At 65.6% G+C, this 21992-nt stretch carries 19 protein-coding genes; 14 read left to right on the top strand and 5 right to left on the bottom strand.

Annotated features, from left to right (window positions below; translation table 11 throughout):
* Window positions 1-77 precede the first annotated feature (77 nt).
* On the top strand, window positions 78-254 hold the full coding sequence (locus tag SOQ14_RS01190) for a YegP family protein (protein ID WP_322896046.1): 177 nt from the start codon (window positions 78-80) through the stop codon (window positions 252-254).
* A 99-nt stretch (window positions 255-353) separates the two neighbouring features.
* Here the strand turns inward: SOQ14_RS01190 and rnhA are convergent, their stop codons facing one another.
* Genes rnhA through ispH form a run of 3 tightly spaced genes read right to left on the bottom strand, consistent with a single transcriptional unit; the run spans window position 354 to window position 2814 of the window.
* Window positions 354-794: a ribonuclease HI gene (gene rnhA / locus SOQ14_RS01185; RefSeq protein ID WP_322896044.1), complete on the bottom strand. Its 441-nt coding sequence runs from the start codon at window positions 792-794 to the stop codon at window positions 354-356.
* Window positions 795-824: 30 nt separating this feature from the next.
* Window positions 825-1796: a homoserine kinase gene (locus tag SOQ14_RS01180; protein ID WP_322896042.1), complete on the bottom strand. Its 972-nt coding sequence runs from the start codon at window positions 1794-1796 to the stop codon at window positions 825-827.
* Window positions 1797-1824: 28 nt separating this feature from the next.
* Window positions 1825-2814 (bottom strand): 4-hydroxy-3-methylbut-2-enyl diphosphate reductase, encoded by a 990-nt coding sequence (gene ispH, locus SOQ14_RS01175; RefSeq protein WP_322896040.1) that lies wholly within the window; start codon window positions 2812-2814, stop codon window positions 1825-1827.
* 102 nt (window positions 2815-2916) lie between these two features.
* On the opposite strand from ispH, the gene SOQ14_RS01170 reads away from it, so the two are divergent.
* The 9 genes from SOQ14_RS01170 (at window position 2917) to tatC (ending at window position 10355) form a co-directional block, all read left to right on the top strand.
* Window positions 2917-3567, top strand: coding sequence for a hypothetical protein (locus tag SOQ14_RS01170; protein ID WP_322896038.1), 651 nt, complete (start codon window positions 2917-2919; stop codon window positions 3565-3567).
* 224 nt (window positions 3568-3791) lie between these two features.
* Window positions 3792-5540, top strand: coding sequence for an arginine--tRNA ligase (gene argS / locus SOQ14_RS01165; protein WP_322896037.1), 1749 nt, complete (start codon window positions 3792-3794; stop codon window positions 5538-5540).
* 52 nt (window positions 5541-5592) lie between these two features.
* Entirely contained in the window at window positions 5593-6294 is a 702-nt protein-coding gene (locus SOQ14_RS01160) for an SPOR domain-containing protein (protein WP_322896035.1), read from the top strand.
* A gap of 73 nt (window positions 6295-6367) precedes the next feature.
* The gene (gene nagZ / locus SOQ14_RS01155) at window positions 6368-7390 is read left to right on the top strand and encodes a beta-N-acetylhexosaminidase (protein ID WP_322896032.1); all 1023 of its coding nucleotides are present in this window, start codon (window positions 6368-6370) and stop codon (window positions 7388-7390) included.
* Window positions 7387-8175 (top strand): segregation and condensation protein A, encoded by a 789-nt coding sequence (locus SOQ14_RS01150; protein ID WP_322896030.1) that lies wholly within the window; start codon window positions 7387-7389, stop codon window positions 8173-8175. Before nagZ ends, SOQ14_RS01150 begins: the two co-directional genes overlap by 4 nt.
* Entirely contained in the window at window positions 8172-8804 is a 633-nt protein-coding gene (gene scpB, locus SOQ14_RS01145; protein WP_322896028.1) for an SMC-Scp complex subunit ScpB, read from the top strand. Before SOQ14_RS01150 ends, scpB begins: the two co-directional genes overlap by 4 nt.
* A 105-nt stretch (window positions 8805-8909) precedes the next feature.
* Window positions 8910-9152 carry a twin-arginine translocase TatA/TatE family subunit gene (locus tag SOQ14_RS01140; protein WP_322896026.1) on the top strand — a complete coding sequence of 81 codons (243 nt, stop codon included), beginning with the start codon at window positions 8910-8912 and terminating at the stop codon, window positions 9150-9152.
* A 35-nt stretch (window positions 9153-9187) separates the two neighbouring features.
* Window positions 9188-9553 (top strand): Sec-independent protein translocase protein TatB, encoded by a 366-nt coding sequence (tatB, locus tag SOQ14_RS01135; RefSeq protein WP_322896024.1) that lies wholly within the window; start codon window positions 9188-9190, stop codon window positions 9551-9553.
* Window positions 9546-10355, top strand: a complete 810-nt coding sequence (gene tatC / locus SOQ14_RS01130; RefSeq protein WP_322896022.1) for a twin-arginine translocase subunit TatC — start codon at window positions 9546-9548, stop codon at window positions 10353-10355. The genes tatB and tatC overlap by 8 nt, the downstream gene beginning before the upstream one ends.
* On the opposite strand, the gene SOQ14_RS01125 is transcribed toward tatC, so the two are convergent.
* Window positions 10356-12023 carry an amidohydrolase gene (locus tag SOQ14_RS01125; RefSeq protein ID WP_322896020.1) on the bottom strand — a complete coding sequence of 556 codons (1668 nt, stop codon included), beginning with the start codon at window positions 12021-12023 and terminating at the stop codon, window positions 10356-10358. It abuts the gene before it with no gap.
* A gap of 225 nt (window positions 12024-12248) precedes the next feature.
* On the opposite strand from SOQ14_RS01125, the gene SOQ14_RS01120 reads away from it, so the two are divergent.
* The 4 genes from SOQ14_RS01120 to SOQ14_RS01105 all read left to right on the top strand — a co-directional run bounded on the left by SOQ14_RS01120 (window position 12249) and on the right by SOQ14_RS01105 (window position 21174).
* Window positions 12249-13514 (top strand): threonine ammonia-lyase, encoded by a 1266-nt coding sequence (locus SOQ14_RS01120; RefSeq protein WP_322896017.1) that lies wholly within the window; start codon window positions 12249-12251, stop codon window positions 13512-13514.
* Between the two features lie 172 nt (window positions 13515-13686).
* A complete protein-coding gene (locus SOQ14_RS01115) occupies window positions 13687-14532 on the top strand; it encodes an arginyltransferase (RefSeq protein ID WP_322896015.1) in 846 nt (281 codons plus the stop codon).
* A gap of 43 nt (window positions 14533-14575) precedes the next feature.
* Window positions 14576-16933 (top strand): autotransporter assembly complex protein TamA, encoded by a 2358-nt coding sequence (locus tag SOQ14_RS01110; RefSeq protein WP_322896013.1) that lies wholly within the window; start codon window positions 14576-14578, stop codon window positions 16931-16933.
* A complete protein-coding gene (locus SOQ14_RS01105) occupies window positions 16933-21174 on the top strand; it encodes a translocation/assembly module TamB domain-containing protein (protein WP_322896011.1) in 4242 nt (1413 codons plus the stop codon). Before SOQ14_RS01110 ends, SOQ14_RS01105 begins: the two co-directional genes overlap by 1 nt.
* A 37-nt stretch (window positions 21175-21211) precedes the next feature.
* Here SOQ14_RS01105 and SOQ14_RS01100 read toward each other — a convergent pair whose 3' ends face one another.
* Window positions 21212-21913: a lysozyme gene (locus SOQ14_RS01100; protein WP_322896009.1), complete on the bottom strand. Its 702-nt coding sequence runs from the start codon at window positions 21911-21913 to the stop codon at window positions 21212-21214.
* Window positions 21914-21992 lie beyond the last annotated feature (79 nt).

Raw genomic sequence — 21992 nt, 5'->3', positions numbered from 1 at the left:
AGCCTTCGCCCTAGCCAAATCCTCCGCGATCTGGCAGCTTCCTTGCGCCAATCACAACCTGAGAGAGGAAGTATCCGATGGCGCACAAGTTCGAAATCTACAAGGACAACGCCGGCGAGTTTCGCGTGCGGTTCAAGTATAATTCCGAAGTGATGTTTTCGACGCAGGGCTATTCGAGCAAGGCCAGTGCGCAGAACGCCATTGATTCGATCAAGAAGAATGGCCCCGACGCGCCGGTCGAAGATAATAGCTGATTGCAAGGAACCGAAGGCTATGTGGCAATCCGGGGCGGCTTGCGTCTTGCCCTGGATTGCCGGGCTTCGCGGCTCTTGCAATGATGTGCGGGTAAAAGCCTAAGCCCCCGCCTGTCGCGCGGCTTCGGCGCTGGCCAGACTATCGACCCGCTCGTTTTCCGGGTGGCCATTGTGGCCTTTGACCCATTGCCACGTGATCTTGTGCGGCTGCGCCGCAGCGATGAGCGCGCGCCACAAGTCTTCGTTGATCACCGGCTTCTTGGCTGCATTGAGCCAGCCGCGCTTCTGCCAGCCGAAGATCCACTGGGTCATCCCGTCGATGACATAGCGGCTGTCGGTGTGGATCGTAACGGCGCAGGGCTGTTTGAGCGCTTTCAGCCCTTCGAGGATCGCGGTCATTTCCATCCGGTTGTTGGTGGTGTGCGCCGTGCCACCGACCAACTCCTTCTCGTGCGCGCCCATCCGCAACAGCGCCGCCCAGCCACCGGGGCCGGGATTGCCCTTGCAGGCGCCATCGGTGAACATGTCGACCTGTTTCATCGCTCGCGTGCCTAGGCGTCGCGGGCCGGTTCAGGCAAGCGCACGCGCGCCTTCGCGGTCGTAAAACTGCCAGCGTTCCAAAAATTGCATCGGGTTCTTGCGGGTGACGAGCGCATCATCGGGGGTGTCGAGCCAGTCCTCGGCGCGGCTGGCGACGAACCGCAGGCAGGCCCCCTTGGCGATCTCCGGCAGCAGCGCGTGCTCCGCCGGATCGAGGGGGCGCACACCTGTATAGCCTGTGATCAAGGCTGCGCCCAGTTCGGGGCGATAGTGATTGGCGCTGTCAAAGCACCAGGCGGCGTGGGTTACCGCCAGATCCAGCGCCATCGCCCCGGTGCAGGCAAAATAGAAATCGATCAGCCCTGTCACGCGTGCGCCCAGCATCAGGACATTATCGGGAAAGAGATCGGAATGGATCTGCGCCTGCGGGAGCTCATCCAGATCGAGCGCGGCGGCTGCCTCGGCCGGGCCGAGCATCGCGGGCAGATCGGGATGGATCGCGGCGAGCCGCTGTGCCCCGCAGCTTGCAAGGGTTGCGGCATTGGCGGCAAAATTCATCGCGTTGGCGCGGTTCAGCGCGAAATCATGGCTCGCCAGATGCATCCGCGCGAGCACTTCGCCCACCGCATGGGCCTGCGCCGGGGTCGGCTGGGTGGGCGACACGCCGGGGAGAAATTCGATCAGCGCCACAGCCTTGTCGCGCTCCATCCGGAACGAGGCCCCGCTGCGATCATGGATGGTGTGTGGCACCGGGCAGCCTTTGGCAGCGAGGTGATCGAGCAGGCCGAGGAAATAGGGCAGATCACTGAGCGCGATCCGCCGTTCATACATGGTGAGGATGAAGCGTTGCGGGCCCGCTGCGCCCGCGCCGCTGGTTTCGATCAGCCAGTTCGAATTGGAGACGCCTTCGGCAATGCCTTTGGCCGAGATCAGATCGCCGACATCATATTGCGCGATCAGCGCAGCCAGCGCCTCTGCCCCAAGATGGGTGTAAACCGCCACGCGCTTGCCCCCCGCGTTGCCGCCTTGCCTATTCGGTCAGCTGGCGCGGCAGCTTGAACACCATCTTTTCGACCGTGGCGGTGATTTCACGCTCTTGGATCGTGCGGTGCTGGCGCAGCGCATCGACCACCTCGCGCACGAGGATTTCAGGGGCGGAGGCACCAGCGGTCAGGCCCAAAGTCTTGACGCCTTCGAGCCAGGCAAAATCAATCTCGGCCGCACGCTGGATCAGCTTGGCCGGCGTGCCAAGCCGCTCTGACACTTCGACCAGGCGCAGCGCATTCGAGGAATTGGGCGAGCCGATCACCAGCACCAGCTCGCAATCATGCGCGAGCTCCTTGACCGCAGCCTGCCGGTTCGAAGTGGCGTAGCAGATGTCCTCGGCGCGCGGCCCCTTGATGTTGGGATAGCGCCATTCGAGCGCTTCGATCACTTCGCGGGTATCATCCACCGAAAGCGTGGTCTGGGTGAGGTAGGCCAGCTCTTCATCGGGATCGAAGGGCAGCTTATCCACGTCCTCGATGGTCTCGACCAAGGTCATCTGGCCCGGCTCGACCTGCCCCATGGTGCCGATGACTTCCGGATGGCCTTCGTGGCCGATGAAAATGATGTGGCGGCCTTTTTCGATCTGGCGTTCGGCCTGACGGTGAACCTTGGACACCAGCGGGCAGGTGGCATCGACATAAAGCAGCTTGCGGCGGCGCGCCTCGGCGGGAACCGCCTTGGGCACCCCGTGCGCGCTGAACACCACCGGCGCATCATCGGGCACTTCATCGAGTTCCTCGACGAAAATCGCACCCTTTTCGCGCAGCCCTTCGACGACATATTTGTTGTGGACGATTTCGTGGCGCACATAGACGGGCGAGCCATAGCGTTCGAGCGCCTTTTCGACGATCTCGATCGCGCGGTCGACCCCGGCGCAGAAACCACGCGGTGCGGCGATAAGCAGATTGAGCGGGGGGCGGGCGGCGAGGGCCGCTTCGTCGGCGGGGGCGGCTTCGGGAAAGGGCGCGTTCATGAATCCCGCTCTAGCGCTTTCATGCGCGCATCGCTAGGGCAAGAAAGCGTCAGGCTCCGCAAGGGACCGCGTTTTGGATCGCATGGACAAGGACGGCTTTTGATGATTTCTCGCACCCGCGTCGTGACAGCTCTGGCTACCGCGCTGGCGCTTGCCGGCTGCGCCAAGTCGGGCGAACTGGTGGTGGATCAGGGCGTCGGCGTGACTTCGGTGCTGAGCGCGTGTCCGGCGGTCGGCATTCCCGATTACACCGGCGACATCACCCAGTTCCGCAATCCCGGCGACACCAGCCTTGCCAATCTTGATCTCACCGCGACGCTCACCAATCTGCGCTCGACCTGTAACGAGACGGGCGAGCGGGTCTACACCGAGGCGACCTTTACCGTGCAGGCGCGCCGCGCCGATACGCGCGGTGCCCGCACGGTGACCTTGCCTTACTTCGTGACGGTGCTGCGCGGTGGCAGTTCGGTCGTCAGCAAGCGGGTGGGCAGTGTGACACTCAGTTTCGCCGACGGGCAGGAACGCGCCAGCGGCAACGGCCGTGCGGGCGCCTATGTCACCAAGGCGGATGCCACCTTGCCCGAGGATATCAAGACGCAGATCACCAAGCGCCGACGTCCCGGCGATCCTGAAGCGGCGCTTGATCCGTTGACCCTGCCCGAAGTGCGCGCCGCCATCACCCGCACCCGCTTTGAAATACTGGTGGGCTTCCAACTGACCGAAGACCAGTTGAAGTATAACGCGACGCGCTGATTTTGGTACGAAGGCGCCTCGGCGAGTTCTTGTAGTCCCGCCGCTTCGCTACTTGAGGGGAGGGTTCCTTCGCCTCGCTTTGGAGCACCTTCGGGCGGCCGGTCGGCCTTGCGACGCCTGCGGCGGCCATCGTCGCCATCAATCTATCGTCTTCCCGGGCTTGACCCGGGACCCCGCTTCCTATTTTGCACGCGCAAGACCTGCGCTGACCGCACGAGATAATCATGACCCGTCCGACCACTCTTTATTCGACCTATGCCGAGGTAATCGAAACGGCCCTTGCCGAACTGGTGGGCGAGGGCGTGCTGCCTGCGGGCACCAGCTTTGCCAATGTGACGCTGGAGCCGCCGCGCGATGCTGCGCATGGCGATCTGGCGACCAATGCCGCGATGGTGCTCGCCAAGCCCGCCGGGCTCAATCCGCGCGCGCTTGCCGAGGCGATCACCGCCAAGCTCGGCCAGCATCCCGGCATCACCAGCGCGGAGATCGCCGGGCCGGGTTTCATCAACTTGCGTCTTGCGCCCGCGGCATGGCTGCATGAGCTGGGTGCCATTGCGACGCTCGGCGGCGCCTATGGCCGCTCGCAGATGGGCGAGGGGCGGGTGGTCAATGTCGAATATGTCTCGGCCAACCCCACCGGCCCGATGCACATGGGCCATTGCCGCGGCGCGGTGGTGGGCGATGCGCTCGCCGGATTGCTCGAATTCGCGGGTCACAAGGTCATCCGCGAATATTACGTCAATGATGCGGGCGCGCAGGTCGATGTGCTCGCCCGTTCGGTGCACCTGCGGTATCGCGAGGCGCTGGGGGAAGCGATCACCATCCCCGAAGGCCTCTACCCCGGAGAATATCTGAAGCCGGTGGGCGAAGCGCTCGCCGCCGAGTTCGGCGACAAGTATGTGGCGGCGCCGGAGGCCGACTGGCTGATCCTGTTCCGCACCCGCGCGGTTGCCGCGATGATGGACATGATCCGCGCAGACTTGGCTACGCTCGGCATCCAGCACGACCTGTTCTCTTCCGAGGCCGAGTTGCAAGCCTCGGGCAAGGTCGATGCGGCCGAGCAATGGCTGCGCGACCATGACCTCATCTATGACGGCGTGCTCGAAGCGCCCAAGGGCAAGGCCCCGCCCGAGGATTGGGAACCGGTCTCGCTGCCGCTGTTCCGTTCGACCAAGTTCGGCGACGATCAGGATCGCCCGATCAAGAAATCCTCCGGCGCGTGGACCTATTTCGGCGCGGACTTGGCCTACCACTTTCAGAAAGCCCAGACCGCCGATGCGCTGGTCGACATCTGGGGTGCGGACCATGCAGGGACGGTGAAGCGGATCAAGGCAGCGGTTGCTGCGCTGACCAGCGCCGATGGCGCAAGCCCCAAGCCCTTCGAGGTCAAGCTCGTCCAGATGGTGCAGCTGATGAAGGGCGGCCAGCCGTTCAAGATGTCCAAGCGCGCGGGCAATTTCGTGACGCTGGCGGACGTGGTTGAGATGGTCGGCAAGGATGTGGTGCGCTTCACCATGCTCACCCGCAAGCCCGATGCACAGATGGATTTCGATTTCGACAAGGTGGTCGAAGCCTCGAAGGACAATCCGGTGTTCTATGTGCAATATGCCCATGCCCGGATCCGCTCGACGCTGAGGAAGGCGGCTGAGGCCGGCTTTGCCCCGTCCGATGCCGCGCTCGACAAGCTGGGTGCCGAGGAGCTGGCGCTGGTCGCCCGCGCCGCGCAGTTCCCGCGCGAGATCGAGGCCGCCGCCCGCGCCCGCGAACCGCATCGCATTGCCTTCTACCTTTACGATCTCGCCGCCGACCTCCATTCTTACTGGAATCTCGGCAATGAGCGGCCGGACAAGCGCTTTATCGTGGAACAGGATGCGGCCCTGACCGGGGCAAGGCTTTTCCTCGGCCAAGCAATCGGGCAAGTCATTGCCAATGGGCTGGCCGTCCTCGGTGTCGAGGCGGTGGAATCGATGTGAGGCGGAGAGCCGCGAACCGGCTCTCCATCATCAGTGACAGACGGGGTGCGCCATGACGGCGATCATCAATGCGGAATATGAAGAGTTCGATGACGGTGTCTCCGAACTCGATCTGGCGCCTGAAAGCAGCCTGCCGTGGCTCGAATCCGAAGAGGATGATAGTGAGGCGGGTGCGTTTGATACCCGCCAGATCATTCTGTTCGCCGCGGGCCTGCTGATCCTTGGCGCAGCCCTTGTCGGGCTGGTGTGGTATGCCGCGAGCCGCTTTACCAGCGCCGCGCTGGAACCCGATGGCAGCGTGATTGCCGCGCCCGAAGGCCCGATCCGCGAACGCCCGGAAAATCCCGGCGGCAAGGAATTCGCCGGAACCGGCAATGTGGCCCCGCTCGTCGGGGAAGGCGGGACACCGCAATCGGTGGTGGCGAGCCCGTCCCAGCCGGTGGCTGCCCCGGCCCCTTCACCTACGGCGTCACCCGCAGCGCGCCCGCAGGCTGCACCGTCAGCCGCACCTGTGGCAAGCGGGGTCGGCGTGCAATTGGCTGCCTATGCCTCGCGCGAGCGGGCCGAGCAGGGATGGGCCGATCTCAGCCGCCGATCCGAGGCGCTGCAAGGCGTGCCGCACCGCGTCGTTGAAGGCCGGGTTGATGGCGGCACGGTCTATCGCCTGCAAGCCGTTGCTGCTGATCGCACCCGCGCCGATGCGCTGTGTGCCGCGATCAAGCGCGAGGGGCTTGATTGTCAGGTCAAGCGCTGAGACGCCAGGCAGGCCTGTGCATGAGCGCAGCCCCTGACTTGCGCGTTTCGCCCCGGCCTGCGAGCATCCGCGCATGATTCCGGCGATCTTCGGACTGAGCGGCCCGACCCTAACGGCTGACGAGCGCGCCTTCTTCCGCGAGGCTGATCCTGCGGGCTACATCCTGTTCGGCCGCAATTGCATCGATCCGCAGCAGCTTCGCGCGCTGACAGATGATCTGCGGGCGCTGCACGGGCGAGACCGGCTGCTGGTCTCGATCGATCAGGAAGGCGGCCGCGTGGCGCGACTGCGTCCGCCGCTGTGGTCGCCCTATCCGCCGGGCGAGGCGTTTGATCGGCTCTATGCGCTGGCACCGCCCAGTGCGATCGAGGCCGCGCGCGCCAATGCCCATGCGATGGGGCTCGAACTGGCGGCGATGGGCATCACGGTTGATTACCACCCGCCGCTCGATTTGCGCTTTGCCGGCATGCATGATGTGGTCGGCGATCGTTCGCTGGGCAGCGATCCGATGCAGGTGGCAGCGCTCGGCCGGGCCATCCTCGAAGGGTTGGCGGCAGGCGGCGTCGCGGGCTGCATCAAGCATATGCCGGGCCATGGCCGCGCGATGGTGGATAGCCACAAGGACATGCCGCTCGTCCATGCCAGCGCGCAGGAGCTGGAGGCAGATCTCGCCCCGTTCCGCAGCCTCGCCCATGCGCCCATCGGGATGACAGGGCATCTGATGTTCCCGGTGTGGGACGCCGAAAATCCCGCCACCCTTTCTGCTGCTATCATCAGGGACGTGATCCGCGGGCGGATCGGCTTTGACGGGCTGCTGTTGACCGATGATATCGACATGGAAGCGCTCGGCGGCCCGATCCCCGAACGCGCCGCGCGTGCCCAGGCTGCGGGCTGCGACATCGTGCTCAATTGCTGGGGCAGGATGGACGACATGGTCGGGATTTGCGAGGCGCTCGGCCCGATGTCGGAGGTGACGGCTGCACGGCTTGATCGTGCGCTGGCTGCGACGCAGGTCGCGCCCGCCATCGCGCCTGCCCATGCCGAATTGCTGGCCAAGCGCGATGCGCTGCTCGCGCTGGAGGGGCAGGCCGCGTGAGCGCCGCTGAAGACCAGCCCCTGCTGTTCAGCGGCGCGGCGTTCCAGTCCGAAGACGCGCTTTACATCGAGGTTGATGGCTGGGAAGGCCCACTCGATCTCTTGCTCGATCTGGCGCGGCGGCAGAAGGTCGATCTGCGCCAGATTTCGATCCTCGCGCTGGTCGATCAATACCTGACCTATATCGAGCGCGCGGGCGCGATGCGGCTCGAACTGGCTGCCGATTACCTCGTGATGGCGGCCTGGCTCGCCTATCTCAAATCCGCGCTGCTGCTCCCCAAGGAGGAGCAGGAAGACCCTTCGCCCGAAGAGCTCGCGCTGCGGCTGCAATTGCGCCTGCAACGCCTCGGCGCGATGCGCGAGGCCGCGGCCCGGCTGATGGCGCGCGACCGGATCGGCCGCGATGTGTTCCTGCGCGGGCGCCCCGAAGGTCTGCGGACTGATCGCAAGGCCGTGTGGCGCAGCGACATGTTTTCGCTGATCCAGGCCTATGGACAGGTCAAGGCGCGCACCGCCCCGCACATCTATCATGTCGCCAACCGCCCGGTGATGACGCTGGATTCCGCGCTCGAACGGGTTTCGGCGATGCTGGGTGTCACGCTTGAATGGATGGAAATCCGCGATTTTCTGCCGCCGCATGCTTCGCCCGAATTGCGGCGCTCGGCGCTGGCCTCAAGCTTTGTCGCGGCGCTCGAACTGACCAAACGCGGCCGGGCGGAGCTTGAGCAGGACAGCGCCTTTGCACCCTTGCGCATCCGTCGCCTGCGCGAAGGGCAAGCGGCATGAGCGAGGCGGCGGTTCCGGGCGCGGATGCCGTCACCCGCGCGATCGAGGCGACGCTGTTTGCCGCCGAAGAGCCGATGACCCCCGAAGCGCTTTCGAGCCACCTTGGCGGGCTGGAACTCGCCGCGGTGAAAGACGGGCTGGCGCTGCTTGCCACCCATTATGCGCAGCGCGGTGTCCATCTGGTGGAGCGCGGCGGGCGCTGGCATTTCGAAACTGCGCCTGATCTGGCGCATCTGCTGCGCCGCGAGAAGGAACAGGTGCGCCGCCTGAGCCGTGCCGCCACCGAGGTTCTGGCGATCATCGCCTATCATGAGCCGGTCAGCCGGGCGGAGATCGAATCGATCCGCGGGGTGCAGACCAGCGCGGGCACGCTTGATGTGCTAATGGAAGCGGGCTGGATCCGGCTGGCGGGCCGCCGCGAGGTGCCGGGCCGCCCGGTGATCTATGCCACCACATCTGCCTTCCTCGATCATTTCGGCCTGAGCTCGCGCCGCGATCTGCCGGGGATCGACGAATTGCGTGCAGCGGGCCTGCTCGACCCGGTCGATGATGCCTTCAATGCGGCGATGCATTTCGAACCCGAGGATGCCGGCGACCGCGACGACGGTGACGCAAATTTGGCGGACTGACTCGCAATTCCCGTGGGCTTGTCCTAAATGCATGGCAGGTGACCGCCGGACCTTATCCGGCCATGCAGCATGCCTTGGCCCTCGCTGCATTTCAGGAGTTGAATCATGGGTAGCTTTTCCATCTGGCACTGGCTGATTGTGCTGGTGATCGTGCTGGTGCTGTTCGGGCGCGGCCGCATCTCCGAGATGATGGGCGATTTCGGCAAGGGCATTTCGAGCTTCAAGAAAGGTCTCAACGAGACCGAGGAAACCGCCGCCAAGGCCGCGCGGATCGAGCCGCCGGCCGCGACCCCCGCGCCGACCGAAACGCCCGCGCCTGCGGACAAGTCCGACACCACCGGCGCCTGACCTTTCGCTGAAGGAGGCGGCGCAGCCGCACCCCCATGTTCGATATCGGCGCCGCAGAACTGCTCGTCATCCTGGTCGTCGCCGTCGTGGTGATCGGGCCAAAGGACTTGCCCCTGGCCATGCGCACTGCCGGTCGCTGGATCGGCAAGCTGCGCCGGGTCTCGGCGCATTTCCGCTCCGGGATCGATGCCATGGTGCGCGAGGCCGAACTGGAAGAGATGGAAAAGAAGTGGAAGGCACAGAACGAGGAAATCATGCGCCGTTCCGCTGCCCTGACCGAGCTGGAAGCGGGCGCGCCGGTGATGACCGGGCCGCCGCCGCCAGCCGAAGCGGCCAAGCCTGATACATCGCCGCAAGACGCGGCGCCATCGCCTGCGGCCAAGGGCGAAAGCGATGTTTGACATCAAAGACCTTGATGAGACCCGCGCCCCGCTGCTCGATCATCTGATCGAGCTGCGCACCCGGATCATCCGCGCGCTGCTTGCACTGGCGGCAGGCTTTGCGGTGTGCCTCTATTTTGCGGACGCGATCCTCGGCATCCTGATCTGGCCGCTCAAGCAGGCCTTTCCGGCGGGCGAGGGCCAGTTGATTTTCACCAAGCTTCCCGAAGTCTTCTTTGTCGAGCTCAAGGTTGCGCTGTTTGCAGGCTTCATGCTGAGCTTCCCGGTAATCGCCAACCAGCTCTGGGCCTTTGTCGCGCCGGGGCTCTATGCGCGCGAGAAGAAGGCCTTTCTGCCGTTCCTGCTGGCCACCCCGGTGCTGTTCGGCGCGGGGGCGGCGCTCGCCTATTTCGTGGTGATGCCGGTCGCCTTCACCTTCTTCCTTGGTTTTGGCGGGGAAGCGGGCGGGCTTGCAGTGCAGGCCTTGCCGAGCGCGGGTGAATATCTCAATCTGGTGATGCAGTTCATTCTCGGCTTCGGGGTAACGTTCCTGCTGCCGGTGCTGCTGTTGCTGTTGCACCGCGCCGGGATCATCACCCGGGCGCAGATGATCACCGCGCGGCGTTACGTCATCGTCGGCATCTTCGTGATTGCCGCGATTGTCACGCCCCCCGATCCCGGTTCGCAGATCATCCTCGCGATCCCGCTCTGGATGCTGTTCGAAGCCTCGCTGTTGCTGATGCGCTTGCAGGAAGGCGCCGTTGCCGCCGACAAGGCGGCGCGCGAGGCCGAGTTGGCGGCGGAGAAAGCCGCGGCGGAGTAATTACTCGCCGCGTGCGTCCACCCGCACGCCGCCGATCCATACTTGCAGCACGCGGGTCTGGCGCAATTCCTCGAGCGAGGCGATCAGGGGGTCGCGATCGACGAAGATGAAGTCCGCGCGCTCGCCAACGGCCAGCCGCCCGAACCGCCCGTCGGCAAAGCCGGCAAAGGCCGCGTCCTTGGTGAAGCCCGCGAGCGCGACTTCACGGCTGACTGTTTGCTGCGGGAACCACCCGCCAAAGGGTTCGCCCTTGGCATCGGTGCGGCTGATCGCGGCGGCCATCCCGGCGAAAGGATCGGCGGGTTCGACCGGCGCATCCGATCCGAAGGCCAGCCGCCCACCGGCGGCAAGGATGCTGCGCCACGGATAGGCCCCGGTCAGCCGATCCGGGCCAAGCCGGGCTTCGGCCATCAGCCGGTCGGAGGTCTGGTGGAGCGGCTGGACCGAGGCGATCACGCCATGCTTGCCCATCAGCGGCAGATCGGCCGGATCAATGATCTGGGCGTGTTCAATCCGCCAGCGGCGATCACCCTGATAGCTTTCCGAGAGTTCTTCGATAGCGGTGAGCACGTCGGCATTGGCGGCATCGCCAATGGCGTGCACCGCGGTCTGGAAGCCATCCATCGCCGCACGGCTCATCAGGTTGCGGAGCTGCGCCGGGGTGAGCAGCGGCAACCCGCGCGTGCCCGGTTCATCGGCATAGGGCTGCTTGAGCGCCGCGCCGCGCGATCCCAGCGCGCCATCGAGGTAAAGCTTGACGCCCCCCATCCGCAGCCGATCCTCATAGAGCCACGGGCCCGGCCCTTGTCCGGCCATCAGTTCGAGCGTCTCGATGCTGTCGGCATAGGACATGATCCGCACCTGCAAGCGCCCGGCATCGCCCGCGCGCCGGAAGGTTTCCCAGTCGGCCGGGCTGGTGCCCATATCCGCCACCGCCGTCACGCCGCGCGCGATGAGAGCTTTCTGGAATTCGGCAAAGGCGAGATCGCGGTCCTTGGGGCGCGGCGCGGGGATGACTTTGGTGACAAGGTCGCCCGCCCGGTCGACAAACACGCCCTGTGGCTTGCCGGCGGCATCGCGGATGATCCGCCCGCCCGCCGGATCAGCGGTTTTGACGGTGATCCCGGCCCGCTCGATCGCGAGGGAGTTGGCCCATGCGGCGTGGTTATCCGCGCGGTCGAGCCAGACCGGACGATCCGACACCACACTGTCGAGTTCGGCGGCGGTGGGAAAACGCCCGAGGCCCCACTTTTCCTGGTTCCAACCGCGCCCCAGAATCCACGGTCGACCCGGATTTTCCTCGGCAAAAGTCTTGATCCTGGCGAGCGCATCTTCAAGCGAGGTCGTGTCCGAGAGGTCGAGCGTCAGCGCGGCAAAGCCGATTCCCATGACATGGACATGGGCATCAATCATGCCGGGCAGCAGCACCTGCCCCTTGCCGTCGAGCAGATAGTCGACCTTGGCAGGGCGCTTGTCCTTGCGTGCCAGCAATTGGGTGACGCGCCCTTCATCATCGAACATCAGCCCGGTGAAGCGCACCACTTCACCCTTTTCGTCGAGCGTGATGCCGTCGACATTATCAATCAGCGTGTCGGCGAGCGCCGGGCTGGCGGTCAGGGCGAGAGCAAGTGCGCTGACGGCGGCGGCAGCAAAATGGTGGCGGAGCATCAGGAATCCTTTGGCGCAAAGATGGCGGGACAGGCGCTTGCCGCGCGCGGCCACTGCCCCGCCATCCGTGCGCTTTTCGCAGCGGTGTCGGGCAAGGCGTGGGCTGTCTTGGTGGTCATGTCGGGCGACGGCCTATCGCGGATCGGCGCGCTTGCCAATGATGCGCGCGTGTCGGCCAAGAGGAAAGTTGCCTCACGCCGCGTAAGGGCTTAACGCGCGCGCATTATGTCAGCGACAGCCCCTACTCTTGCGCCTTCGGGCCTCCCGGTCGCCACGCCGGCCGATCTCACTCTCGATACCGTGCGCGCCGCAGCGGCACGGATTGGCGATGCGGTGGTCAAGACGCCGCTGATGCATTCGATCACCCTGTCGCAGATCACTGGCGCGGATATCTGGCTGAAGTTCGAAAACCTCCAGTTCACCGCTGCCTACAAGGAGCGCGGCGCGCTCAATGCGCTGCTCCAACTGACCGACGAACAGCGCGCCCGCGGCGTGATTGCCGCTTCGGCGGGAAACCATTCGCAGGGCCTGTCCTATCATGGCACGCGGCTTGGCGTGCCGGTCACCATCGTCATGCCGCGCACCACGCCGACGGTGAAGGTGATGCAAACCGAAAGCGTCGGCGGCAAGGTCGTGCTGCATGGCGAGACCTTCGATGAAGCCTATGCCCATGCGCGCAAGCTCGAAGGCGAGCTTGGGCTGACCTTTGTGCACCCCTTTGATGATCCGCGCGTCGCCGCAGGGGCGGGGACTGTCGCGCTGGAAATGCTGGAGGAAAAGCAGGATTTCGATTGCATCGTCACCCCGATTGGCGGCGGCGGGCTGATTTCGGGCATGTCCACCGTGGCGAAGGCCCTGAACCCGGCGATCGAAGTGGTGGGCGTGCAGGCCGCGCTGTTCCCCTCGATGTATGCCCGGATCAAGGGCGAGACGCACGAGTGCGGCGGCGATACCCTGGCCGAAGGCATCGCGGTCAAATATCCGGGCGACTTCACCGCACAGGTGATCGCCGAGCGAGTCGATGACATTTTGCTGGTGGACGAACCGGCGCTGGAAAAAGCCGTCGCGCTGCTGCTCCAGATCGAAAAGACCGTGGTGGAAGGAGCCGGTGCGGCTGGGCTTGCCGCGGTGCTGGCCAACCCTGAAAGGTTCGCGGGCAAGACCATCGGCCTCGTGCTGTGCGGCGGCAATATCGACACCCGCCTGCTCGCCAATGTGCTGCTGCGCGATCTGGCGCGGCAGGGGCGGCTGGCGCGGCTTCGGATCACGCTACAAGATCGCCCCGGCGCGCTGTTCCGGGTGATGCGTCTGTTTGACGAACACAACGTCAACATCATCGAGATCTATCACCAGCGGATCTTCACCACCTTGCCCGCCAAGGGGCTGATCACCGATATCGAGTGCGAAGCGCGCGATGCGCAGCAGGTTGATGATCTGGTCGAAGCGCTGCGCGACAAAGGCTACTCGGTCCAGCTTGTCGAGCTGGGCTGAACTGCCCCATTTCGACGCTATTGTGCATGATTTTGCGTCAGCCTGTGCAGGCTGCGCCATTATTTGTGTCGATTTATGGTTAAGGGACTTTAACGCGGGAACCTGTGCAGGCATAAGATTTTCTTAACCTATAACGTCGCGCTGATTCAGCACTGGGATTGAGCACAAGCCTGTGACCGCACCGATCCGCTTCCCCCGCTTCTTTGTGACAAGCCCGGCGCCGTGCCCGTACTTGCCGGGGCGGAGTGAGCGGAAGGTTTTCACCGAGCTCAAAGGCCCGCACGCCGATCAACTCAACGAAGCGCTGGGCCGCATCGGCTTCCGACGCAGCCAGACGGTCGCCTACCGCCCGAGCTGCCTTGATTGTCAGGCCTGTGTCTCGGTGCGGGTGGTGGCGGATCAGTTCCGGGCCTCGGGCACCCAGAAGCGCGATTTGAAGCGCAATGGCGATCTGGTGGTCAGCGAATGCCGCCCTTGGGCCACCGAAGAGCAATTCGCCCTGCTCGCGCGCTATCTCGCCGCGCGCCATCCCGATGGCGGGATGAGCCAGATGGACGAGCTCGATTACGCCGACATGATCGAGCACACCCCCGTCACCACGGTGGTGACAGAATATCGCGAACCGGGTGTGGATGGCGAGCCCGGCCGGCTGGTCGGCGCGTGTCTCACTGACCGGCAGAGCGATGGCCTGTCGATGATCTATTCCTTCTACGAGCCCGACCGGCCCGAGCGCATGGGGCTTGGCAACTTCATCATCCTCGATCATATCCGCCGTGCGGCGGCCGAGGGCCTGCCCTATGTCTATCTCGGCTATTGGGTGGAAGGCAGTCCGCGGATGCAGTACAAGGTGCGCTATCGCCCGCTTGAAAAGCTCACCCGTGATGGCTGGCAAGTGATGGATACAGACGAACAGCGCGCCTTGATTGCCGAAGCGATCGCGCCGCGCCGCGCCTCGGCTGCATCGCTCGCCGGTATTCGGGGCAAGGATGGCCAGCCTGCCAAGTTCCCGGAAAGTTGATCGTCTTCACCTGCTGACGCTCTCCTTTTGCCTTGCGACGTCAGTGGGCGCAGGGCTTTCGGGAAGCGCCTGTCTCGCTGCGCAAGTCCCGCTTTCGCCGCAAACGCAGGTGCAGGAACCGCCTGCTGCCGGTGATGATCCGCCAGATGATACCGGGGCCGAAACCGATCAGGTCGAAGAGGCCGGCACCGCTGCCGCTGCGGAACCGGGCGACGAGCCCGATGAGACACGCCCGGCGCAAGAGCCTGCGCCCCCCCAACCGGTGCCGCGCACGCTCGATGATCTGATCCCTGATGACGCGGTGCGGAGCCCGGATAGCTGGGCGCTTGCCGGTGCGCCGCTTGGCCCCGAGCCGCCGCCGGCAGTGCCTCCGGCGCTTGACGCGCTGGCGCAGGGTGGCGATCCGACCGATGCCGCACTCGCTGCGCTCGAGGCGCCCGAGCTGGTTGCCTCTGCCGATGCCATTGCCCAGCAATTGGATGATTTCGCGCTGGCGCTCCCCGAGCCGCTGGAGGCGGATGCCGAGGGCGAGGCTTTCGCCCAACTTGCTTTGCCCGAGCTTGAGCAAGCGGTTGATCTGGCGGAGTTCCCGCTCACCGAAACCGTGACGCTGGCGTTCCCGGCCGATCCGGCCGCCCTGCCCGAGCGTGAGGCGATTACCGCGCGCTTCCGGCAATTGTCCGCGCTGGCCCAGCTTCAGCGCGAGGCTGACACGATCCCGCAGATCATCGCCCGTGCGCGCGCCGATGCCGATTTGCTCGACGAGATCCTTGCCGCCTACGGCTATTACGGCAGCGAGGTGGTGCGCCAGCTTTCAGGCGGACGCGGATCGCGCGATAATGGCACCGAAAATCGCGATGATGCGGTGCGCGGCGCGGTGCGGTTCGATATCTATCCCGGCCCGCAATTCCGCTTTGGTGCGATTGATCTGGGCAAGCTTGAACGCCTGCCTGCCGACGAGCTGGCCCCGCTGCGCGACGCCCTCGGGTTGAAGGTCGGCGATCCGGTGCTGGCGGACCGCATCATTGCGGGAAGAGAAGCGCTTGATCTTGCGCTGGGAGAGAATGGCTATCCCTTTGCCACGCTGGGTGAGCCCGATCTGCTGATCGATCATGATCGCGAAGAAGGCGATCTGACCCTGCCGGTCGACCCACGCGGCCGCTATGTCTTTGCCGGGGTGACGAGCAGCGATCCCGATTTCCTGAGCGGGCGGCATCTAGCACGGATTGCGCGCTTTGAGCCGGGTGATCTCTACCGCGAAAGCCTCGAAACCGATCTGCGGCGGGCGATCCTCGCAACCGGCCTTGTTTCCAGCGTCACCATCACCCCGCGCGAAAGCGTGCCTCCCCGCGGCGAGGAACCGGGCGAGGTCGCGATCGATGTCGCGTTCGAACGGGCGCCGCTGCGCACGGTGACCGCCGGTATCGGCTATGGTACCGAGGACGGGATCAAGGCCGAGGCGACGTGGGAGCATCGCAACCTGTTCCCGCCCGAAGGCGCTTTGCGGCTGCGCGGCATTGTCGGCACGCGCGAACTGCTCGCCAATATCGGCTTCAAGCGCAACAATTTCCGCGGCCGCGATCAGGTGCTGTTCTTCGATCTGTTCGCCAGCGATATCAACACGGTGGCGGTGGAGTCGCGCACGCTCGGGGTGCGCGGCACCTTCGAGCGGCTGTCCAACTTCCTGTTCCAGAAGGAATTCAGCTGGCAGATCGGGGCCGAAGCCTTGTTCACCGAAGAGCGCAACCGCACCGTGCGGATTGCGCCCGATGCGGCCACGCCGCGCCGCAGCTTCACCATCGCCGGGCTGTTCGGCAGCGCCACGATCGATCAGAGCGATGATCTGCTCGATCCGACGAGCGGCTATCGCGCCACCCTGTTTCTCGCTCCGGAATCCTCGCGCAGCGAAGGCGTGCAGGATTTCTATCTGCGTGCCCAATTGGATGCGGCGGCCTACAAATCGATCGGCGACGCGACGGTGCTGGCGGGCCGGGTGCGCGCGGCCACCATCCAGGGCGCGGACCTGGCCAATGTGGCGCCGTCGCGGCGGCTCTATGGCGGCGGCGGCGCATCGGTGCGCGGCTATGGCTTCCAGGGCGTTGGCCCGCGCGATGAGCGCGGCGAGGCCACCGGCGGTGCGGCGTTGCTCGAAGCCTCCATCGAAGCGCGCATCAATACCGGCCTGTTGGGTGGTGCGGTGCAAGTCGTGCCTTTCTTCGACATTGGCAGCGTGAGCCGCCGTTCGGTGCCCAATTTCGATTTCATCCGCTACGCCGCCGGGCTCGGCGTGCGTTACAAGACAAGCTTTGGCCCGATCCGCATCGATGTGGGCGTGCCGCTCAACCGCAGCGAGTTCGATGCGCCGGTGGTGGTCTTCGTGGGTCTGGGACAGGCATTCTGATGGCGGACACGATCGCCCCCGAGCCTGCTGCAATGCGCGACGCCGAAGGCCGCCGTCGCCGCTGGTTCAAGCGGCTTGGCTGGCTTCTGGCGCTGTTGCTGGCCCCGCTGGTGCTGGGCGCGGCGTTTCTCAGCTCGCCGATTGGCAAGCGGTTCGTGGCCGATCAGATCGCGCTGCTTCAGCCCGAAAACGGCTTGCGCTTCCGCATCGGGCGGATCGAGGGCGATATCTACGGCGCCGCGCGGCTGCGCAATGTCGTGATCAGCGATCCCAAGGGCGCATTCCTCAAGATTCCCGAAATCACGCTCGACTGGCGTCCGCTTGCCTTCCTGTGGAGCGGGCTGGATATCCGCGAGGTGACCGCATCGCGCGGACAGTTGATGCGACTTCCCGAACTGAACCCGGGCGATCCCGATGCGCCGCTGCTCCCCGATTTCGATATCCGGGTTGATCGTCTCACCATCCGCGATTGGGTGCTGGCCGAGGGCGTGGCGACGGCGCAGCCCGAGAAAGTCAATCTGACGGCCTCGGCGCTGATCCTCGAACGGCGGGCATTCATCAATGCCACCGCCAGTCTCGGCAAGGAGGATCGGTTGGCGCTGATGCTCGATGCCGAGCCCGATGGCGATCGCTTCGATATGGGGCTGGATTATCTCGCGCCTGAAGGCGGCGTGCTGGCGGGGCTGACCGGGCTCCGGAATGGCTATGCCGCGCGGTTGGCGGGCGAGGGGACATGGCAGCGCTGGCGCGGCCAGATCTTGGCGACACGCTGGCCGGAAACCGCTTCTCCAGCGGTGCGCCAGCGGCCGGTCGCCGCGCTCAGGCTGACCAATGATGCCGGCCGCTTCGGTATTCTCGGCGAGGTGCGCGCACCGCTTGATCCCGGCTCGGGCCTGGTCGCGGATGCCTTGGGCCGCAAGACCGCGCTGGCTGTCTCGTTCATGCTGGAAGATCGGCTGGTGACGGGCAGGGCGACAGTGATCAGCCCGGCGCTTGATGTCCGACTGGCAGGCGGGGTCGATATCCGGGCAAGCACGATCGAACGGCTGCTGCTGCGGGCACGGCTGCGCGATCCGGCGCTGTTCGGGCCGGAGGTGCGGCTGGAGCAGGCCCGCTTTGCCACGGCGATCACCGGGCGCTTCAGCGATCTCGCGCTTGATCATCAACTTGCGGTGGGCCGGCTTGAAGCCAATGGTATCAGCGTGACGGAGCTGCGGCAGGCGGGCATGGCGCGCTACACTCGCGGCAAGCTCACGCTGCCGGTGGCCGCCACTGCCGAGCGGATCACCACCGGCAATCCGCAGATCGATCCGCGACTGATCAAGGGCAAGCTCAACGCCCGCGTGACTTTTGACGGGCGCAAACTCGCCGCCGACGAGGCCCGCGTCGCCTTCCCCGGGCTGGCGGCCAACCTGTCGCTGCGCGGCGATGTGCCCGCAGGAACCTATGCTGTCGCCGGGCCCGTCAATCTGGCAGGCTTCAAACTCGCCAGTGTGGGCGTGGTGGCAGGTGATGCCAAGATCCTCGCCAAGTTCGGCCCCAGCATCCCGTGGAGCCTGCGCGCCAACGTCGCCGGGCGGCTTACCCGGATCAGCAATGCCTCGATCGCCAACCTCGCCGGGCCGGATATTCGCTTCAGGGGCGCGCTTGGCATGGGGGCGGGCCAACCGATTATCCTGCGCGACGGCGCGCTCGACAGTGCGCGGCTGACAGCGCGCTTTGATAGCAAGCTCGTGCCGGGAAGCGGCGGCGCGCGCACCACCATCGCCGGGCGTGGGCAACAGGCGGACTATGGCCCCTTTACGCTTGAGGCCGAGTTGGCGAATGACGGCCCGCGTGCGGTGCTGGTGCTGGCCGATCCGCTGCCCGCCGCAGGGCTGGCCGATGTGCGTGTCGCGCTCGCGCCGGCGGGGGATGGCTTTGCGATTGATCTGTCGGGCGGCTCGCTGCTTGGTGACTTCACCGGCCGTATCGGGCTGGTCTTGCCCGAAGGCGGGCCGACCCGAATCGCTGTGGACGAACTCAACATCTTCCGCACCCGGCTGACGGGGGCACTCGCGCTTGATGAAGCCGGGATCGCGGGCGAACTTGCGGTGGCGGGCGGCGGGGTGAACGGCACGCTGACGCTCGCGCCCGCCGCTGGCGGGTCGCAAGGCTTCGGTCTGACGCTGGCCGCGCGGCAAGCGCGCTTTGGCGGGGCGGTTCCGATCGCGCTTGCCCGTGCCGATATCACCGCGAGCGGGCGGTTCGATGAAAGGGGCAGCTATATTGACGGCCAGCTCACCGGCGCGGGCCTCGAATATGGCGCGCTGCGGGTGGCCAATCTTGATGCCCGTGCTGCCATTGCCAATGGTGCGGGCAAGGTTACCGCAACGCTCGCCGGACGCCGTTCGGAACGCTTTGCGATCAAGCTCGATGCCGATGTTGCGCCGGGCCGGATCGCGCCTCTGGTGCGGGGGGAGTATGCCGGTGGTGCGATCCGGATGCCGCGCCGCGCGGTGCTGACGCAGGAGGCCGACGGCGGGTGGAGCCTCGCGCCCGCGCAGATCGGTTATGCCCGCGGCTATGTCATCCTGTCCGGCGCTTTTGGCGGCGCGGAGACGCGGCTGACGGCCAATGTCGCGCGGATGCCGCTGCGCCTGCTTGATCTTGCGGGCAGCGAGCTGGGCTTTGGCGGGCGGCTGTCGGGGATCATCACCTTTGCCCAGACCGGGCGCGCACCGCCGACAGGTACCGCGCGGGTGCGGATCGACGGGTTCAGCCGCGCCGGGCTGGTGCTGTCGTCGCAGCCGGTCAATGTCGTCGCGGTGGCCGATCTCACCCGCGCTGGGCTGAGCGCAGGGGCACGCCTGCTCGACGATGGCAAGCGGCTGGGGCAGGTCAAGGCACGTATCACCAAGCTGGCGGGCACCGGCGATTTTGCAACCCGGCTGATGCGGGGCGCTTTGCAGGCCGATCTGACTTATAATGGCCCGGCCGAGGCCTTGTGGCGGCTTTCCGGGATCGAGGTCTTTGATATCACCGGGCCACTGGCGGTGACCGCCACGGCGCGCGGGACGCTGGCCGATCCGCTGCTGACAGGCAGCATTGCAAGCGATGATCTGCGCGTGCAGAGCGCGGTGTCGGGCACCGATATCACTAAGGCCGCAGCGCAGGGCCGCTTTTCCGGATCGCGGCTGGCGATCACCCGCTTTGCCGGAACCACGGCGGGCAATGGTTCGATCATCGGTTCGGGCACGATTGATCTGGCCGGGATGAGCGCGCAGCGCGGCCCGCGCATCGATCTGCGCGCCGCCGCTACCAATGCGCGGCTCGTCAACGCCGCGGGGCTCGATGCGCGCGTCACCGGCCCGCTGCGCATCGTTTCGGACGGGGTTGGCGGCACGATTGCCGGCCGCGTGCGGATTGACCGGGCAAGCTGGCAGCTTGGCACCGCGGCGGAGGACTATGCCCTGCCGCAGATCGCCACGCGCGAGATCAACCGGCTCAACGGGCCACCCAGCGCGCAGCGCGCCAGCCGCACCGATAGCTGGCGCTATCTGATCAACGCCACGGCGCCATCGCGCGTCCTGGTCGAGGGCATGGGACTTGAGAGCGAATGGGGCATTGATATCGCGCTGCGAGGCACGGTGGATGATCCGCGCATCGGCGGCACGGCCAGTCTCGTGCGCGGCGAATATACCTTTGCGGGCAGCGCCTTTGAACTCACCCGGGGCCGGATCGTGTTCGACCAGAAGGGGCCCATTGATCCGCAGCTCGATATCCTCGCGGAAACGACCCGTTCGGGCACGCAGGTCGATATCGGGATCACCGGCAATGCGATGGCGCCGCAGATCGCCTTTTCCTCCTCCCCCGCGCTGCCGGATGAGGAAATCCTCTCGCGCTTGCTGTTCGGCGGGCCGGTCACGTCGCTTTCGGCAACCGATGCGCTGCAACTGGCCGCTGCGCTCGCTTCGTTGCAGGGCGGCGGCGGCGGGCTTGATCCGATCGGTTCGCTGCGCAACTCGATCGGGCTCGATCAATTGCGGATCATCGCGGCTGATCCGATCATCGGGCGCGAGACCAGCGTGGCGCTCGGCAAGAACCTGACTCGCAAGATCTATGTCGAGCTCATCACCGACGGGCGCGATTACAACGCGACCCAGGTCGAATATCGCATCACCAACTGGCTGGTGTTGCTGGGTCTGGTCTCGACCATCGGGCGCGACTCGATCCTCGCACAGGTTCGCAAGGATTATTGAGCAGGGGGGTGCCTTTCGGACCCCCCGCCCACCCCGCTCAAGACTGGTAAAGCGCCGCTTCCGCCGCGCGCCGCCGGGTGAGACCGCGCAGCACGCGGCCTCCTGCCTTGTTCCAGCGCGCGAACTCCGCCGCAGCCCCGGCATAATCGCGCGCGATGTGTTTCTTTGTCAGGGTCGCACGCGCAATCGCGCCGGTGTTGTAATGGAAGCTGACGAGCGCATCGAACTGGCCTTGCGTCGCGGGCGCGCCTTTGAGGGCTTGCGCCACCTCCGAGGCATAGCGCCGCAGATCACGGGCCAGCCGTTCATCACATTGGGCCTGTGTCCACACGGTGTCAGGGCCGATCCGCCCGCCATGGCCATGATCCGCGCCGGTCGCGCCCCAGCCAATGGTCCATGGTTCACCGCCGCTGCCGGGATCGGGATAGGCTTCGATCAGACCATCAGCCCGGATCCTCGCGCAACCTTCAAACCGCTTGATCAGCGCGATCCCGCGCGGGCCGATGCTGCGGGGCATGTGTTCAGATTGGGTGCCGGTTTCCTTGCTGTTGGAGACAATTGAGACACTGTCATGAACAGGAAAACCGGCCTCTTTGTGGGCAGGCGATGGCGATGGCGGGGGCGGGGGCGACGGCGTGGGCGTGGCGGGATCGCCGCGTTCGTCAAAGAGCCATGCCCACAGGCGCTTGAGCAGCACCAGCAGCGGACGATCAGGGGTGGGTGAAGGGATATCATTCATAAGGGGCACCTTGTGGACGCAGGGGACAAGGTGCGGGAATTAGGCACAAAAATGCCGGGTAGGAAAATGCTGCGCTGCG

The sequence above is a fragment of the Erythrobacter epiphyticus genome (assembly GCF_034653295.1).
Taxonomy (GTDB): domain Bacteria; phylum Pseudomonadota; class Alphaproteobacteria; order Sphingomonadales; family Sphingomonadaceae; genus Erythrobacter.
This window is presented reverse-complemented; position numbering and strand designations above follow the sequence as displayed.

Coding starts and splice junctions, on each gene's coding strand:
- SOQ14_RS01190 (WP_322896046.1), top strand. CDS start 78: ATGGCGCACAAGTTCGAAATCTACAAGGACAACGCCGGCGAGTTTCGC.
- rnhA (WP_322896044.1), bottom strand. CDS start 794: ATGAAACAGGTCGACATGTTCACCGATGGCGCCTGCAAGGGCAATCCC.
- ispH (WP_322896040.1), bottom strand. CDS start 2,814: ATGAACGCGCCCTTTCCCGAAGCCGCCCCCGCCGACGAAGCGGCCCTC.
- SOQ14_RS01170 (WP_322896038.1), top strand. CDS start 2,917: ATGATTTCTCGCACCCGCGTCGTGACAGCTCTGGCTACCGCGCTGGCG.
- argS (WP_322896037.1), top strand. CDS start 3,792: ATGACCCGTCCGACCACTCTTTATTCGACCTATGCCGAGGTAATCGAA.
- SOQ14_RS01160 (WP_322896035.1), top strand. CDS start 5,593: ATGACGGCGATCATCAATGCGGAATATGAAGAGTTCGATGACGGTGTC.
- nagZ (WP_322896032.1), top strand. CDS start 6,368: ATGATTCCGGCGATCTTCGGACTGAGCGGCCCGACCCTAACGGCTGAC.
- scpB (WP_322896028.1), top strand. CDS start 8,172: ATGAGCGAGGCGGCGGTTCCGGGCGCGGATGCCGTCACCCGCGCGATC.
- SOQ14_RS01140 (WP_322896026.1), top strand. CDS start 8,910: ATGGGTAGCTTTTCCATCTGGCACTGGCTGATTGTGCTGGTGATCGTG.
- tatB (WP_322896024.1), top strand. CDS start 9,188: ATGTTCGATATCGGCGCCGCAGAACTGCTCGTCATCCTGGTCGTCGCC.
- tatC (WP_322896022.1), top strand. CDS start 9,546: ATGTTTGACATCAAAGACCTTGATGAGACCCGCGCCCCGCTGCTCGAT.
- SOQ14_RS01125 (WP_322896020.1), bottom strand. CDS start 12,023: ATGCTCCGCCACCATTTTGCTGCCGCCGCCGTCAGCGCACTTGCTCTC.
- SOQ14_RS01120 (WP_322896017.1), top strand. CDS start 12,249: ATGTCAGCGACAGCCCCTACTCTTGCGCCTTCGGGCCTCCCGGTCGCC.
- SOQ14_RS01105 (WP_322896011.1), top strand. CDS start 16,933: ATGGCGGACACGATCGCCCCCGAGCCTGCTGCAATGCGCGACGCCGAA.
- SOQ14_RS01100 (WP_322896009.1), bottom strand. CDS start 21,913: ATGAATGATATCCCTTCACCCACCCCTGATCGTCCGCTGCTGGTGCTG.